The following is a 15151-nucleotide window of genomic DNA, read 5'->3' on the forward strand; positions in this document are numbered from 1 at the left end:
ACAGGCATGACCGCACCGCTGCACGAGAACCACTCGGCCGGTCCAGGACGTGCGCTGCCCGACACCCAGCAGGGCATGCGCCGCCGCAACCTGGCCCGGGTGATGCACGCCGTCAGCGCCGAGGGGCCGCTCTCCCGTGCCGGGGTCGCCTCCCGCATCGGGCTGACCCGTGCGGCGGTGTCCACCCTCGTCGACGAGCTCATACGCTCCGGCCTGCTCGAGGAGCTGGGTCCCGAGCGGCCCGGCAGGGTGGGCCGGCCCGGATCGGCCCTGACGGTCAGCGGGCACGGTCCCGCCGGGATCGGCGCCGAGGTCGGCGTCGACCACCTCGCGGTCTGCGCGGTCGACCTGCGCGGGAACGTGCGGGCGCGGGCCGTGCGGCACGGCACGAACCGCGGCCGCACCCCGGAACCGGTGATCGGGGAACTCACCGACTTGGTCCGCCGGGTCGTCGCCGAGGCGGAGCGGGAGGGGTTGTGGCCGGCCGGGCTGGCCGTGGCCGTGCCCGGCCTGGTGGCGCGCGACGCGCGGACGGTCGTACGCGCCCCGAACCTCGACTGGCACGACACCGACCTCGGTGCCCTGCTGCCCGCGGAGTTCCCGCTGACCGTGGACAACGAGGCCAACTTCGGCGGGCTCGCCGAACTCTGGCTCGGTGAGGACACCCCACGGGACTTCCTGCACGTGTCGGCCGAGATCGGTATCGGCGCGGCCGTGGTCGTGGACGGGCGGCTGCTGCGCGGAACCCGGGGGTTCGCGGGCGAGTTCGGGCATGTGCCGGTGCGACCGGACGGGCCGAAGTGCGCGTGCGGAGGGCGTGGCTGCCTGGAGCAGTACGCGGGCGAGGAGGCGGTGCTGCGCGCCGCCGGTCTGGAGCTGGGCGAGGACCGCGTCGGACTGCTGGCGGGACGCGCCACCGACGGTGACGAGGACGTACGGCGTGCCCTGCACGAGGCCGGGACGGCGCTCGGCGTCGCCCTGACGGGGGCGGTGAACCTGCTGGACCCCGAGAGCGTCGTGCTCGGCGGTGCGCTCGCTGGACTCGCGCCGTGGCTCCTGCCGGCACTGCGCGACGAACTGGCCCGGCGCACGGCAGGGCCGGCCTGCCCGGTGTCGGTGTCGCGACTGGGCCCCGAGGGGCCCCTGCTGGGGGCCGCGCACTCGGTGGTGCGGGCCGTGCTGGACGATCCGGCGGCGGTGGCGGAGCAGGCCTGACGGCCCGTCACACAGCGCTGGGGAGAACGGGAATCACCCGTTCGAGTGGGTGAGTTGTCCACAAGCCCGTGGCTGTCCACCGAAACACACCACTCCCTTCGGCATGATCGGCAAGCGCCGTAACGTGCTGCGTGCGCGGCCACACATGCAGTGAGCCGGACGCGTGCCCGTTCGCAACCCGGACCGTCGCATCGCCGTTGACAAAGTGCGCGACACCAACGGTGACGCTGAGCGCCCCTCTTCGGCGCTGAGCGTCCTCCACGACTCCCCTCACCCAGCACCGAAAGGCACCCTCCATGGACCGAGCCAGGTCGCTCCCCAGCAGGCGGCGGCTCCTGAAGGGCGCGGCCCTCGCCGCCGTGCCGTACGCGTTGTTCAGTGGCACCCGGGCCGGCGCGCAGACGGCGGTCGACTACCCGCCCGCCGAGTGGCAGCCCGCGACCTCCTCCAACTACACGGCGTCGAACCGCCCCACGGACTACTCCGTCGACCTCGTCGTCATCCACGTCACGCAGACGACCTACGACGACGCGCTGTCGATCTTCCAGGACTCGGAGAAGAAGGTGTCCGCGCACTACGTGGTCCGGTCCGTCGACGGGCACGTGGCGCAGTGCGTGCGAGAGGCCGACGTCGCCTGGCACGCGGGGAACTGGGACCACAACACGCGCAGCATCGGCATCGAGCACGAGGGGTGGGTGGACCAGCCCGCGTACTTCACCGACGTCATGTACGAGCAGTCGGCGAGACTCACGGCGTCGGTCTGCGACAGATACGGCATCCCCAAGGACCGGGAGCACATCATCGGGCACCACGAGGTGCCGGGCACCGACCACACAGATCCCGGGCCGAACTGGGACTGGGTGCGCTATGTGAGGATGGTCAACTTCGCCTGACGTACCCAGGGGCGGGGACACCGGTCGAAACGGTTGTCGGCACGGACACCCGGCGTGACGATGTCCCCAGCCGCATCGCTCTGAGGGAGGCCGAGTTGACCGATCCCTGGGTGGCCCTGGAGCCCGGGGCCGACCCTGTCGAACGTACGCGGGCCCTGCGTCGCGCGCACGAGACGTTCACCGAGGCCGGCACCGTGCCACGGCCGGTGCGTTCGGTGGTGGCCGCCTCGTGGCGGCGTTCCGCGCGGGCCGGCGTCGGGCCGGACGGCACCGCGAGCGTGGAGATCGCGGACGGCGACCTCGACGCCCTGCGCGCCGAACATCCGCTGGCGCGGGTGATGCCGCTGTTCCGAGAACTCATGGGCACGTTCGCCGCCGACGGCGCGCATCTGCTCGCGGTGTGCGACGCGCACGGCCGGCTCCTGTGGGTGGAGGGGCACCCGGCGACACGGCGGCAGGCGGGACGGATGAACTTCGTGCCGGGCGCGCGGTGGGCGGAGTCCGCTGTCGGGACGAATGCTCCCGGCACGGCGGTCGCCGTCGGCCGCCCGGTGCAGGTGTTCGCCGCCGAGCACTTCATCCGCCGGGTGCAGCCGTGGACGTGCGCGGCGGCGCCGGTGCACGACCCGCGGACCGGGCGGGTGCTCGGCGCGGTCGACGTCACCGGCGGAGACGGTCTGGCGCACCCGCACAGCCTGGGCTTCGTCCAGGCTGTGGCGCGCGCCGCGGAGGCCCACCTGGCGCTGCTCGCCCCGGAGTTGCCCGCGGTCGACGCGCCCGAACTGACGGCTCTGGGCCGCGACGAGGCGCTGCTCCTCACCGGTGGCCACAAACTCAGGCTGAGCCGCAGGCACAGCGAGATCGTGGTGCTGCTGTCCCGCCATCCGGAGGGGCTGACCGGCGACGAGCTGCTGTGCGCGTTGTACGAGGACGAGTCGGTGACGCCGGTGACCCTGCGCGCCGAACTGGCCCGACTGCGAGGGGTCCTCGGACCGGGGCTGCTGGCCTCGCGCCCGTACCGGCTCACCGTGCCGGTCGAGTCGGACCTCGCCGTCGTGGAGCGGCGTCTGGCGGCCGGGGCGGTCACGGCAGCCGCGGCGGCGTACGCGGGCCCCCTGCTGCCCGCCTCCCGGGCGCCGGCCGTGGCGCGGATCCGCGGCCGCCTCACCGACGGGCTGCGGGCCGCGCTGATCGCCCGCCGCGACCCCGACCTGCTGGCGGACTGGGCGCACACGCCGTGGGGTGAGGACGACCTCGACGTGTGGCGGGCGCTGGCGGCAGTACGGCCGACGGCGACGGTACGGTCCCGGCTGGCCGCTCTGGAGGCCGAGCTGGCGGCACCCTGACGGCGACGCAACCTGGTTGCAACGTCCGCTTCCCTAGCCTCGCCGCCGAGAGCTGCCCAACGGCGGGCAGCGCTGCTGAAGGAGGCAGACCGGCATGACCCGTTACGCGGCGCCCGGCACAGAGGGCGCGATCGTCTCCTACCAGGCGCGCTACGACCACTTCATCGGCGGCGAGTACGTGCCCCCGGCCCGCGGGCAGTACTTCGAGAACCCGAGTCCGGTGAACGGACAGCCCTTCACCGAGGTCGCGCGCGGCAGCGCGGAGGACGTGGAGCGGGCGCTCGACGCGGCGCACGCGGCGGCGCCCGGCTGGGGGCGCAAGTCCGCCTCCGAACGCTCGGACGTCCTCCTCAGGATCGCCGACCGCATGGAGGCGAACCTGGAGGCGCTTGCGGTCGCCGAGAGCTGGGAGAACGGCAAGCCGGTCCGGGAGACGCTGGCGGCCGACATCCCGCTCGCCATCGACCACTTCCGCTACTTCGCGGGCGCGATCCGAGCGCAGGAGGGGTCGCTGGGCGAGGTCGACGACGACACGGTGGCGTACCACTTCCACGAGCCGCTCGGCGTCGTCGCGCAGATCATCCCGTGGAACTTCCCCATCCTGATGGCCACGTGGAAACTCGCTCCGGCGATCGCGGCGGGCAACGCGGTCGTCCTCAAGCCCGCCGAGCAGACTCCGGTGTCCATCCACTACTGGATGAGCCTGGTCGCGGACCTGCTTCCGCCGGGCGTGGTGAACATCGTCAACGGTTTCGGCCCGGAGGCCGGCAAGCCGCTCGCGTCCAGTCCACGGGTGGCGAAGGTCGCGTTCACCGGCGAGACGTCGACGGGGCGGCTGATCATGCAGTACGCCGCGGAGAACCTCAAGCCGGTCACACTGGAGCTCGGCGGCAAGTCGCCGAACATCTTCTTCGACGACGTGTGGGAGAAGGACGACGACCTGCGCGACAAGGCGCTCGAGGGCTTCACCATGTTCGCGCTCAACCAGGGCGAGGTGTGCACCTGCCCGTCCCGCGGGCTGATCCAGCGCGGCAACTACGGCGACTTCCTCCAGGCGGCCGTCGCCCGCACCGAGCTGATCAAGCCCGGCCACCCCCTCGACACCGACACGATGATCGGCGCACAGGCCTCCGGCGAGCAGCTCGCGAAGATCCTTTCCTACCTGGACGTCGGCCGCAAGGAGGGTGCCAAGGTCCTCACCGGCGGTGAACGCCTCGACTACGACGGCGAGTTGAAGGGCGGCTACTACGTCCAGCCGACCATCTTCGAAGGCGACAACCGCATGCGGGTCTTCCAGGAGGAGATCTTCGGCCCAGTGGTCTCGGTAACATCCTTCGACGACTTCGACGACGCCATCAAGATCGCCAACGACACGTCGTACGGCCTCGGCGCGGGCGTGTGGACACGCGACATCAACACCGCCTACCGAGCGGGCCGCTCCATCCAGGCGGGCCGCGTCTGGACCAACTGCTACCACGCCTACCCGGCACATGCCGCCTTCGGCGGCTACAAGCAGTCGGGAATCGGCCGGGAGACCCACAAGATGATGCTGGAGCACTACCAGCAGACGAAGAATCTGCTGGTGTCGTACTCGCCGAAGAAGCTCGGCTTCTTCTAGACGCACTAAAAAAGACGCCTGACCTGGGTTTTCACCCGTCAGGCGCCCTTCGCTCAGCCCGCTCTCGACCGAGCCCGGATTGCGCGCTAACTCCCAATTCCTCCCACGACTGCACCCCTCCTGACCAGTGCTTCCGGACCAGTCACGGACCAAACCCACGGTTCAGGCCTCGGGTACGTCACCTTGACTGACGCGCTGCCACTCGTTCATGGACTGCTCGATGAGGCGGTTCGCCTGCTCTCGAAGGCCGTCAAGGAACTTGGCGTAGTGGCGAAAGGGAACTTCGATGCTCTGGCCGGCGCGGCGGGCGCATTCGGCCGGGTCCACTCCGGAGTAGAGCCAGAACGAGATGCCGGCGTGCCGGAGATCGTAAGGTCGCTTGGCCAGGCGAGAAGTGCGCTCGGTACGAGTCAGGACGTGCTTCCGGGCCCGCGCCCATGTGATGCCGTAGGCGGCAGCGTCCACGTAGTTGCCAGCCTGGTTCCGGAAGAGTCGACCGTCGGGTGCCACGTCGAACCCTTTCACATGAGCACGCAGCGTGCGTACGAATTGCGGCGGGATGGGAACAGGCCGCGTCGCGCTTGCCGCGGGAGGCTTGAGCGAGTGCACCTCGTGCACCTCACCGTCGTCAGTCCACCCCTTGCCAGACGTGACAACCCCGCCCGAGAGATTGAGCATCCCCAACCAGTCTTCGGCAAGTGGCATTGATCGATCCGAAGATGGATGACCTCAGCTGGCCGCATAGCCGCGAAGTACATGCAGCCGAAGAACGCTTCAAGATGAGGACCCCGCCCCCGCTGGCGAGCAACGGCCTCGAGCAGCCGAAGCACCTGGGCCGGATTGGGGACGGCGGCCGGATCCACCTCCTCATTTGCTGCTGGCGCTTTCCACCGGAGTCCCTTGAGGGGGTTCTCCGCGAAGTACCCCCTCTCCACCGCCGCGTTGAGAGCTTCGTTGAACGCAGCCCTTTTGCGTCGGGCTGTCTTAGCTCCAGCCGTAGATCGTGATCTTCATGCTTGAGCGGCTTGTCGTCGGTAGTGGCTGGTCTGGGATCGGGCCTGGTGGCGGCGTCGCCAGACGGACCAGCCAAGCCGGTGGACCGGGTCAAAGACGCGTTGGATGACGAGCGTGATGAACAGTCGTTGGATCTCGTTGCAGGTGAGCGGTATCAGCTCGTCGGGTGAGGGATGACGGTCGTGTTCGTTCGCGCGGACGACGGCGAGGAAGGCGTGCGCAAGCATGGCCAGGGTGACCCAGCGGGACCAGGACGAGTAGCGCCGGACCTGGTGCTCGTCCAAGGCCGCCAAGCCCTTGCCGGACTGGAAAAACTCCTCGACCCGCCACCTTGATCCAGCGACGCGCACCAGGGTGGTCAGCGGCACTGCGGCCGGCGAGTAGCAGCGGTAGTACGCGAGTTCGCCGGTGCTGCGGTTGCGGCGGATCAGCAACTGCCGGCTCCCGGGCCGAGGGTCGGTGAGGTCGATGACGGCCCAGTCGTAGAAGCGGTGGCCCTTGGCTCCGACCCCTGCGGACAGCTTCTGCCAGGCCCTCTTGGGCACCTTCCTGGCCAGTGTGTCCGCGCGGAACTTCCCGGCGCCTGTGGTGACTTCGTGCGAGCAGGCCACCGCTAGGACGTAGCCGGTGCCGCGTTCCTCCAGCGCGGCGCGCAGCCTCGGGTTGCCGCCGTAGACCTCGTCTCCCGCGACCCATGCGGCCCGGTGGCCGGCGTCCAGGAATCGGGTGACCATGCGGGCGGCCAGCTCTGGCTTGGTCGCGAACTCCGTCTTGTCACCGAGTCCGGCGGCCCGGCAGCGGTCGGGGTCGGAGGTCCAGGAACGCGGAACATAGAGTTCCCGGTCGATCGCAGGGTGCCCTCGCGGGGTCGAGTAGGCGAGGTAAACGGCTACCTGGCTGTTCTCGACGCGTCCGGCGGTGCCGGTGTACTGGCGCTGGACACCGACAGTGTCGGTGCCTTTCTTCACGTCGCCGCTCTCGTCGACCACCAGCACCGCCTCGTCGTCGTGCAGATGCTCCACCACGTAGTCACCCACGTCGTCGCGGACCTGGTCGGCGTCCCACTTGGCCCGCCCGAGCAGGTGCTGCATGCCGTCCGAGGTCCTGTCCCCGGCCCACTCGGCGATGGTCCAGCAGTTCTTGCGCGGCAGGTCCGACAGCAGGCCGAGTACCAACTTCCGGGCTCGGCGCCGGGATTCGACCCGCGTGAACCGTCCCGCTATCCGGCTCATCAGGCCCTCGAACGCCTCCTGCCAGTGGGCAGGGTTTACGCTGTGCCCTGCGGCCACCGCGTGATCTTCAGTCTTCACACACCGATGATCAACGGTGGCCGCACCCGTCTCCACAGCGCGTCAGGCTCGCGCAGCGTCTGTCTGCCGTCCTGTGTCTGGAGGACTTGTGCAACGTGGCGAAGTCTGGTGGGTCCAGTTCGACGAGCGGAGGTTGGTCGTACTGCTGTCGGGAGACGACGCGTCCGGGATCCGGGTGATGCAGGTCGTCGCTCCGGCGGGCGTCGACATTAGCGGTCTGGGCATCGAAGTGATGGTGGGCGCCGGTGAAGGAGTGCCGTTCGAAGGCGTGCTGCGGCTCGCGTTCCCGCGTCCAGGCTTCACCCCTTGCACGTGGCTGACCACTGTGTCACGGGACGACCTGATAGAGCGGGCGGCCGTCCTGTCCTCGGCGAAGCTCAGCGAGATTGACGATGCCCTCCGACTCGCTGAACATGCGCAGGAGCAGACCCCGGCGACGACCGCGAAGCTCAGCGAGATAAGGGACGCCCTCCGTCTCGGTGAACTCGGGTAGAGGGAGAAGGAGCCGACGGCGTGGGCGGTCTCGGCCAGATGGTCGACGCTGTCCGACTGTCGCCTCGGCGCCCCTCACCATCGAGATCACGATCTACGGCTGGAGTATTCGCGCTGTCCCTTCGCGCCCGCGCCGCAGGAACGGCGTTCCCATGCCTGGTCGGGGGCCTGCTCGAAGGCCTTGTCGATGCGTGGGCCGGCCAGGGAGAACTGGGACTTGGGGACGGCGAGGACGTAGCCGACGCCGGATGTTTCCAGCATCCGGCGGAAGCGGTTGTCCTGTCCGTAGGCGGCGTCCGCCGTGACCCAGGCGACCGGCAGCGGCGAGGCCAGCGCCCTGCGGACGATCGTCGCCGCGAGGGTGTTCTTGGTGGCGAACTCCCGCTCGTCGGGGACCTTGGCGGCGCGGCAGCGGTCACGGTCGTCCGTCCAGGACTTGGGCAGGTAGAGCTCCCGGTCCACCAGGGCACGGCCGGCTGTGCTGGTGTAGGCGGCGAAGACGCCGATCTGGCAGTTCTCGGTGCGGCCGGCGGTGCCGGAGTACTGCCTTTGGACTCCGGCGGATGTAGTGCCCTTCTTCAGGAACCCGGTGTCGTCGATGATCAGTACACCGTCGGGGCGGCCGAGGTGTTCGGCGACGTAGGTCTGCAGGTCGTCGCGGATGTCGTCGGGGTTCCAGCGGGCTCGGGAGAGCAGGTGCTGCAGTCCGTCTGGGGTGGCGTGGCCGGCGTGTTCGGCAAGTTGCCAGCTGTTTTTTCGGGCCACCGGGGCGAGCAGTGCGCGCACGTAGTCCCGCATGCGGCGGCGTGGTTCGACACGGCCGAAATGGCGCCCGATGGTGGTGAAGAGGTGGTCCAGGTCGCGGTCCCAGGTCTCGGCTGCCTGTTCGGTGATCACGACCCGAGGCTTCCCAGGCCCGGGGCGACCTTGCCATCGGGGGACTCCTTCGAGGGGCGTGCGGGCAGAAAGCCGTCCGTGACGACTTCCCGCCCGCTACACTCCCACCGCTCGACGTTTCCCCAGGTCAAGCCACGAAGTACTGCTGGAGTATTAGGGTGCTTTCAGAATGCTGGGTGTTTGCGGGCGAGAGTCATGCGCGCCGGCGACGACGTCGTCGAGGTGCTCCTCGTGTCCGAGCGTGAAGGTGGCGAGGTCGTACAGGGCATCAGCCTGGCCCGCCTCGGACCAGTCGATGATGCCGGTGACCTCGTCGCCGTCGACGAAGACGTGCGCGATCTGCAGGTCGCCGTGCGTGAACGCCGGAGTCCACGGCCGGAGCGCGGCCTCGGCGACCTGGCGGTTGCGGGTGACCAGGTCGGCGGGCAGGACGCCGTGCGTCACGAGCAACTCGCACTCGTCGTCGAGTTCCGCCGTCAGTGCGACGATGCTCCGGCCGGGCCGGGGCGGCAGCGGCGCGTCGTGCAGCTTCCGGATGGCGGCGCCCGCCGCGGCCCACGCCGCCGGCGACCCGGTCGACGGCCCGCCGAGGAGCCCAAGCGTCGTCCCCGGGAGTGCGGCGGTCGCGAGCACGGGCGGCTTGCGCCATAGGACCTCCGGGGTCGGGACCGGCGCGAGGGACATCGCCTCGACCTCGACGTCGATGCGCGCCTGATCGGCGTCCACCTTCAGGAACACGTCGCCGACGCGCAGAGTCGCGCGCTCGGAATGGGCGACGACGACTTTGACCTCATCCATGGGCGACCAGTATCCCGGGGATGATCGCCGACGTCGCCGGGTTTATCGCGTGCGATTACGCGGCTGACCGCATCCCGCTACCCCGGCGACCTCGTGCACGACATCTACCTCTGACCAGGTCAAGCCCACCGCTTTTGTTAGGAGTCGTTAGGCCACCGTCCCGCTGGCGCGCGGTCCACTGGCGGCAGTACCAAGTCGGGGCAGTAGCACCCTGATCGCGGCTCACGCCAAGGGAGGTGTCTGCGGCGAAGTCTTGCCATCCCGCAGAGAACCCTTCGCCCCAAAGGGCCGCGCCCATGAACGCCGGTCCGGCCGGCCCGAGGGCGACCGGATACAGTGCGCGAGACGGCAGCCTGGTCAGGGAGGGGAAGCGTGACCGACACCAGCAACACCCGGCCCGCCGACGGTGCAACGCAAGCGCCGCGGCAGAGCCGACTGCACCGCCTGATGCGCTACATCCCCCTGATCGCCCCCGTCCTGCTGTGGACCGTGCCCTGCTGGGTGCTCCTGTACACCGGCCAGCACTGGCCGCTGCCCGTCACGCTGGTCGGCACCGCCCTGTTCGTCCTCGGCCTCGTCGGTATGCCGCTCGCGATGGTGCGCGGCCACGGCCGGCGTCAGCAGGACCGAGCGGCGATCGTCGGTGACACCCTGCTGGGCACGAGCTGGGTTCTGTTCACCTGGTCAGTTCTGCTCGGCGTCTTCTTGCGGCTCGCCCTGACCGTGGCCGGCACCGGCGAGAGCCAGGACCGGGCCCGAATCATCACTTGGGCCGTCCTCGGCGCAGCCACCGTGCTGCTCACCTGGGGGTACGCCGAGGCCCGCCGGGTACCACGGGTACGCCGCCTGGACGTGCAACTTCCGCGCCTGGGGGCCGGGTTGGACGGCACGCGCGTCGTCCTCATCACCGACACCCACTACGGCCCACTCGACCGCGCCCGCTGGTCGGCACGGGTCTGCGAGACGGTCAACACGCTGAAGGCCGACCTGGTCTGCCACACCGGCGACATCGCGGACGGCACGGCCGAACGCCGCCGCGCCCAGGCCGCCCCACTCGGAACCGTGCAGGCCACCCGGGCCCGGGTCTACGTCACCGGCAACCACGAGTACTACAGCGAGGCCCAGGGCTGGGTCGACCTGATGGACGAGCTGGGCTGGGAGCCGCTGCGCAACCGCCATCTGCTGCTCGAACGCGGAGGCGACACCCTCGTGGTCGCCGGCGTGGACGACGTCACCGCCGAGTCCTCCGGCCTGGCAGGCCACGGCGCCCACCTCGCCGGAGCCCTGCACGGCGCCGACCCCGACTACCCCGTCCTGCTCCTGGCCCACCAGCCCAAGTTCGTCGACCGGGCGGCAGCCGCCGACATCGACCTCCAGCTCTCCGGCCACACTCACGGCGGCCAGATCTGGCCCTTCCACCACCTGGTCCGCATCGACCAGCCCGCCCTCGCCGGCCTCAGCCACCACGGCACCCGCACCCTCCTCTACACCAGCCGCGGCACCGGCTTCTGGGGCCCGCCCTTCCGCGTCTTCGCCCCCAGCGAGATCACCCTGCTCGTACTCCGCTCCCCGCAGCGGCCCCCCACACCGTAGCGCTGGGCGGGCCGGCGGTTCCGCCTGGAGCTGCTGCAGTGCGCCGGCACCCCGAAGAAGGGCTACGCATCCTGCAACGCCCTGCGCGTCACCACCGCCTTCCAGGAAGAGCAGGCGGCGAGGAAGGGCATCGCACCCCAGACCGTCCGGCCGAACGCCGCCGCGGACTCCCCCACCGGCTACGGCCCCAGCGACCTGCAGTCGGCCTACGGCCTGACCTCCGCCGCCTCCGCCAGCGGCTCCGGCAGGACCATCGCCACCGTCGACGCCTACGACGCCTACGACGCCTACGACGCCCCGAACGCCGAGTCGGACCTGGCCAACACCCACGACAGTCAGGCTCTGATGCCCCTGTCCGGAGCCTCCCTCCGATCCGCTCCACCGCGGGCCGCACCGACGCCGCTCGGCCAAGCTCCACGGGGCAAGGGCTGTGACTACTTCCACTTGCGCTGATGGCTGCACTGGCAAGGCATCACCCCCTACAGCGCTGACGGTGGACTGTGGCCACTTCGTCTCGCAGACCAGGGTTGTGTGCACTACGAATTTACGCGTCCGACCTCGATCGTGTGTGGAGCGAGCCGAGGTGCACACGATTTCGATGGCCCTGGGAGTGCCGGAGGCGAGGAAGTCGCCGGGAGAGGCCGCTGGCGCAGGCGATCACCCCGCCAGGGCAGAAACAACGGCACACACGGAGCGCACAGCGTCCAGCGGCTCCTGCATGCCGGCCACCATGCAGGCGAAGCCGGTGCCCCGCCAACCGGCACACCGCGTCATTGCGAAGGAATGCGAAACTCGAATTCGGGACGGTCCCACGGCACGGCGGGCGGGTTCGCAAACGCAGTCCCGGTCCGCACCGCACCAACGCGGTGGTAGAAGTCCTCGGCGGGAAGATGCGACACGACCTTGAGACGGTCGAGCCCGGCGGCACGGGCCTCGGACTGCATGTGCGCCACGAGCAGCCGTCCAATACCCCGCCCTTGCACTTCGTCGGCCACGAACAGCAGGTCGAGCTCCGGTGGCGCGAGGACGAGCGAGTAGAACCCGAGGACCCGGCCTCCATCCTCGTCAGCGCCAACGGCCACAAAGGCGCGGTGGGCCTCGATGTAATCGGGACCGACCCGGTAGCCCTCGACTGCGGCTGCGTACTTACCCTCGTAGGCGCCTGAGCCACGCACGAGGCGCGTGAGCCGTTTGGCATCCCGCGCGACGGCCCTCCGTATCGTGATCGGCTGGCTGATCGGGGAAGTGCGTGAACTCATCGGGAGAGTATTTCGCACCGGGGAGTGCCTTCGTGCGGCGGGTCGGCTGCTCGGGCAGGCGTTCCTGCACCGCTCCCGGGAACCACTCGTGCGAGCGCAACCGATCTCACGCCGAAGCCGCGCCGGAGCGCTTCGGCGTCTCACGGCTCCGCGCGGAGGTCCCCGTCGGAACGGTTTCTGGCGGGCCTCGCCGTATCACCCGCTATCACGGACGCCCCTATAACGCGGGGGTGCGGGAAACCGGTCTGACCAGGTTGAAGACCTCGCGGGCTGCATACCGCTTGAGGCATCGGATGATCTCACGTCGGGTCTTGCCCTCCTGGGTGCGGCGTTCGTAGTACGCCTGGGTGCGGGGATCGAAGCGCAGCCGGGTGAACACGATGCGGTGCAGAGCGGCGTTGGCCTGCCGGTCGCCGCCGTGGTTGAGCCGGCGCGAGCTGCGCCGGCCCGAGGAGTACTCGATGGGGCTGCCTCCGCACAGAGCGGCGAAGGACGCCTCGGTGGTCAAGCGGTCCGGGTTGGCTCCCATGGTGGTGGTCGGTGATCTGCGGAGAGGCGACGCCGTCGCCGTCGGGGTGGAGGTACATCACGGTGCCGCGGCGGTCTAGTTCCTGCCACACCGGCGCGAAGGCCGGGTCGGTCAGCGCCCGGCCCGCGACCGAGGTGGTCAGGCCCACGCCCACCACCCCCGGCGCGTCGAAGACACGGTCGAGTTCGGCCAAGGCCGCGTCGACGTGCGGCAGAGGAAGCACGCGGGGCGTCCGGCACGGCGCTGGTGTCCTTGACAGTGCGCCGTGCACATGGCCGCTTGGGCGTCGCTGTTCAAGGAGGCATCACCGCTGTCAGCCGGCTCCCCGGCCCGCGATCCGGGGTGGGCCGAGAAGCTCTCGGTCACCGAGCGGGCCAGCTGCAGGTCGGACGACAACAGCGGTACCACCGATCTCTGGCGGGGTTCTGCCGCCTTCACATGTTCGGCGGTTGGCTGGGGTGTTAGGGCAGGAGGAGTACTTTGCCGGTCTGTCGGTGGCTTTCGAGGTAGGTGTGGGCTTCGGCGGCTTGTTCGAGGGGGTAGGCGCGGTCGATGATCGGGTTGATCTTTTTGTCTGCCAGCAGTTGAAGGCATAGTTGCTGGTCGCGCAGGGTGGCGCCGCGCACGCTGGCGATGGTCACCTGCTGACCGATGAGGGCGAGTGCGTCCAGTTCGAGGCGGGATCCCTGGTCGGTCGGTGTGCCCAGGACAGTGACGGTGCCGCCGAGCCGTGTGCAGGCGAGGGTGAGCTGGAAGAAGTCGTTGCCGCCGACGCAGTCCCAGACGGCGTCGGCGCCCAGGCCGTGGGTCAGCTCCCGTACCTGTGCGGGCAGTAGGGGATCGGTGGAGTGCACGATGTGGTCGTAGCCGAGCTTGCCGAGCGCTTCGTCGCGGTCCGGCTTGGTGGTAGTGCCGATGACGATGGCTCCGCTCAGCTTGGCCAGTTGTGCGCAGGCGATGGCCATTCCGCCGCTGGCGCCGGTGATGACCACCGTGTCGCCGGGGCCGACGGCTGCTTGGCGTGCGCAGTTGAGAGGGGTGGTGTAGGTCCACATAGTGGCTGCGGCCGTCTCGTAGTCGACGCCGTCGGGGATGGGCAGGATGGCGTCCTGGCGGCGCGCGACGTACTGGGCGTAGCCGCCGAAGACCTGGTGTCCAGGGTAGGCGGTGTCGATGCACAGGTTTTCGAGTCCGCGTAGGCACAGGGCGCAGTTGCGGCACGGGGGGTGCGGGAGCTGGACCGCCCTGTCGCCGGGGCGCCAGCGGGTGACGTTCTCGCCGGTGGCGACGATTTCACCAGCCGCGTCCCGGCCGAGCTGGAACGGCAGGGGCCACGGCGGCCGTCCCGGCAGAGGCTGCGGCAGGTTGCCCGAGCGGTAGCGCAGATCCCAGCTGTTGGCGGCCGTGGCGTGCACCCGCATCAAGACGTCGTCCGGGCCGACCTCAGGAATCGGCGCCTCGATGTACTGGAGCACCTCGGGCCCGCCGTGTTCGAACAGGCGGACCGCCATCATGGTCTGTTCCACTTCACGTTCCTTCAGATCAGGGGGCCGAGTCCGCCGACGCACCAGCGCTCGGCACACCCGACGCGACCACGTCGGCAGTCGGCAGTCGGCTGTGGGGCAGATCTGCGAGCACGCCGCGAATCCGCCGCCGTCCCCGCGCAGACCGTGCGACCGTGCGCAGGTCGGCGGTTTAGCTGCATGACCACCAGGCAACAGCCGCCTCGTAAAACCCGTACCACTCGGCGTATGTAGCTTCCATGAAGCCGGGCTCTCCCCACTGGCGCGCCCTTCTCCCGACCGAGAAGCCGGTGGCGCCTAGGTCGTCGGGGCCGACCGATTCCGAGCCCGGTGACGCCAGCGGGGAGCAAGGGCTGCAGTCAGCAGCTGTCGACTCCGCAGTCCGAACTGTTGACGCGGACAGCCATGCCTACGGCTGGAACTGGGCGGGGTCGGCGTGCGGCTCCTCGATCTCCGCGAGCCGCAGGACCTCGGAGCCGCCGAATTTTTCGTACAGGATGGTCTTCATGCCTGACACCTTCCGTCCTGTGCGTAACGCCACCGTGGGGGATTTCGGACGACGCCTCCATCCTCGGCACGTGCGGTGACACTCCCCTGTCCGTCGTGGGATCTGGCGGCTGAAAGCACAGCGGGAGTACGGGACGGGCCGGCGCCGCTGGTGGTC

At 69.8% G+C, this 15151-nt stretch carries 11 protein-coding genes and 3 pseudogenes; 6 read left to right on the forward strand and 8 right to left on the reverse strand.

Going from position 1 to position 15151, the window contains the following annotated elements; genetic code table 11:
• The first annotated feature begins 6 nt into the window (after positions 1-6).
• From ACFYWX_RS19975 to ACFYWX_RS19990, 4 genes are all read left to right on the forward strand, one after another.
• Positions 7-1215, forward strand: a complete 1209-nt coding sequence (locus ACFYWX_RS19975) for an ROK family protein (protein ID WP_389425373.1) — start codon at positions 7-9, stop codon at positions 1213-1215.
• Between the two features lie 296 nt (positions 1216-1511).
• Positions 1512-2108, forward strand: coding sequence for an N-acetylmuramoyl-L-alanine amidase (locus ACFYWX_RS19980; protein ID WP_389425374.1), 597 nt, complete (start codon positions 1512-1514; stop codon positions 2106-2108).
• 95 nt (positions 2109-2203) lie between these two features.
• The gene (locus tag ACFYWX_RS19985; protein ID WP_389425375.1) at positions 2204-3454 is read left to right on the forward strand and encodes a GAF domain-containing protein; all 1251 of its coding nucleotides are present in this window, start codon (positions 2204-2206) and stop codon (positions 3452-3454) included.
• A gap of 94 nt (positions 3455-3548) precedes the next feature.
• Positions 3549-5072 carry an aldehyde dehydrogenase family protein gene (locus ACFYWX_RS19990; RefSeq protein ID WP_389425376.1) on the forward strand — a complete coding sequence of 508 codons (1524 nt, stop codon included), beginning with the start codon at positions 3549-3551 and terminating at the stop codon, positions 5070-5072.
• A 162-nt stretch (positions 5073-5234) separates the two neighbouring features.
• Here the strand turns inward: ACFYWX_RS19990 and ACFYWX_RS19995 are convergent, their stop codons facing one another.
• On the reverse strand, positions 5235-5777 hold the full coding sequence (locus ACFYWX_RS19995; RefSeq protein ID WP_389425377.1) for a hypothetical protein: 543 nt from the start codon (positions 5775-5777) through the stop codon (positions 5235-5237).
• A gap of 305 nt (positions 5778-6082) precedes the next feature.
• Positions 6083-7318: an IS701 family transposase gene (locus ACFYWX_RS20000; RefSeq protein WP_389425441.1), complete on the reverse strand. Its 1236-nt coding sequence runs from the start codon at positions 7316-7318 to the stop codon at positions 6083-6085.
• A gap of 166 nt (positions 7319-7484) precedes the next feature.
• On the opposite strand from ACFYWX_RS20000, the gene ACFYWX_RS20005 reads away from it, so the two are divergent.
• A complete protein-coding gene (locus ACFYWX_RS20005; protein WP_389425378.1) occupies positions 7485-7889 on the forward strand; it encodes a type II toxin-antitoxin system PemK/MazF family toxin in 405 nt (134 codons plus the stop codon).
• An 86-nt stretch (positions 7890-7975) separates the two neighbouring features.
• Here the strand turns inward: ACFYWX_RS20005 and ACFYWX_RS20010 are convergent, their stop codons facing one another.
• Both ACFYWX_RS20010 and ACFYWX_RS20015 read right to left on the reverse strand, forming a co-directional pair.
• Positions 7976-8785, reverse strand: a complete 810-nt coding sequence (locus ACFYWX_RS20010; RefSeq protein WP_389425379.1) for an IS701 family transposase — start codon at positions 8783-8785, stop codon at positions 7976-7978.
• 201 nt (positions 8786-8986) lie between these two features.
• Positions 8987-9583, reverse strand: a pseudogene (locus ACFYWX_RS20015) (phosphotransferase family protein); the annotation flags it as partial.
• Between the two features lie 372 nt (positions 9584-9955).
• Between ACFYWX_RS20015 and ACFYWX_RS20020 the strand changes: the two are divergent.
• Positions 9956-11176 (forward strand): metallophosphoesterase, encoded by a 1221-nt coding sequence (locus ACFYWX_RS20020; RefSeq protein ID WP_389425380.1) that lies wholly within the window; start codon positions 9956-9958, stop codon positions 11174-11176.
• 770 nt (positions 11177-11946) lie between these two features.
• Here ACFYWX_RS20020 and ACFYWX_RS20025 read toward each other — a convergent pair.
• The 4 genes and pseudogenes from ACFYWX_RS20025 to ACFYWX_RS20040 all read right to left on the reverse strand — a co-directional run bounded on the left by ACFYWX_RS20025 (position 11947) and on the right by ACFYWX_RS20040 (position 14490).
• A complete protein-coding gene (locus ACFYWX_RS20025; protein ID WP_389425381.1) occupies positions 11947-12435 on the reverse strand; it encodes a GNAT family N-acetyltransferase in 489 nt (162 codons plus the stop codon).
• A gap of 217 nt (positions 12436-12652) precedes the next feature.
• Positions 12653-12967 (reverse strand): annotated as a pseudogene (locus ACFYWX_RS20030) (transposase); the annotation flags it as partial.
• Positions 12968-12980: 13 nt separating this feature from the next.
• Positions 12981-13235, reverse strand: a pseudogene (locus ACFYWX_RS20035) (amidohydrolase family protein); the annotation flags it as partial.
• Positions 13236-13425: 190 nt separating this feature from the next.
• A complete protein-coding gene (locus ACFYWX_RS20040; protein ID WP_389425382.1) occupies positions 13426-14490 on the reverse strand; it encodes a zinc-binding alcohol dehydrogenase family protein in 1065 nt (354 codons plus the stop codon).
• Positions 14491-15151: the final 661 nt, after the last annotated feature.

The sequence above is a fragment of the Streptomyces sp. NPDC002888 genome, from assembly GCF_042888465.1.
Classification (GTDB): domain Bacteria; phylum Actinomycetota; class Actinomycetes; order Streptomycetales; family Streptomycetaceae; genus Streptomyces.

What these genes read in the sequence shown, in the direction of transcription:
- ACFYWX_RS19975 (WP_389425373.1), top strand. Translation starts at nt 7, where the DNA reads ATGACCGCACCGCTGCACGAGAACCACTCGGCCGGTCCAGGACGTGCG.
- ACFYWX_RS19995 (WP_389425377.1), bottom strand. Translation starts at nt 5,777, where the DNA reads ATGCCACTTGCCGAAGACTGGTTGGGGATGCTCAATCTCTCGGGCGGG.
- ACFYWX_RS19980 (WP_389425374.1), top strand. Translation starts at nt 1,512, where the DNA reads ATGGACCGAGCCAGGTCGCTCCCCAGCAGGCGGCGGCTCCTGAAGGGC.
- ACFYWX_RS20000 (WP_389425441.1), bottom strand. Translation starts at nt 7,318, where the DNA reads ATGAGCCGGATAGCGGGACGGTTCACGCGGGTCGAATCCCGGCGCCGA.
- ACFYWX_RS20025 (WP_389425381.1), bottom strand. Translation starts at nt 12,435, where the DNA reads ATGAGTTCACGCACTTCCCCGATCAGCCAGCCGATCACGATACGGAGG.
- ACFYWX_RS19990 (WP_389425376.1), top strand. Translation starts at nt 3,549, where the DNA reads ATGACCCGTTACGCGGCGCCCGGCACAGAGGGCGCGATCGTCTCCTAC.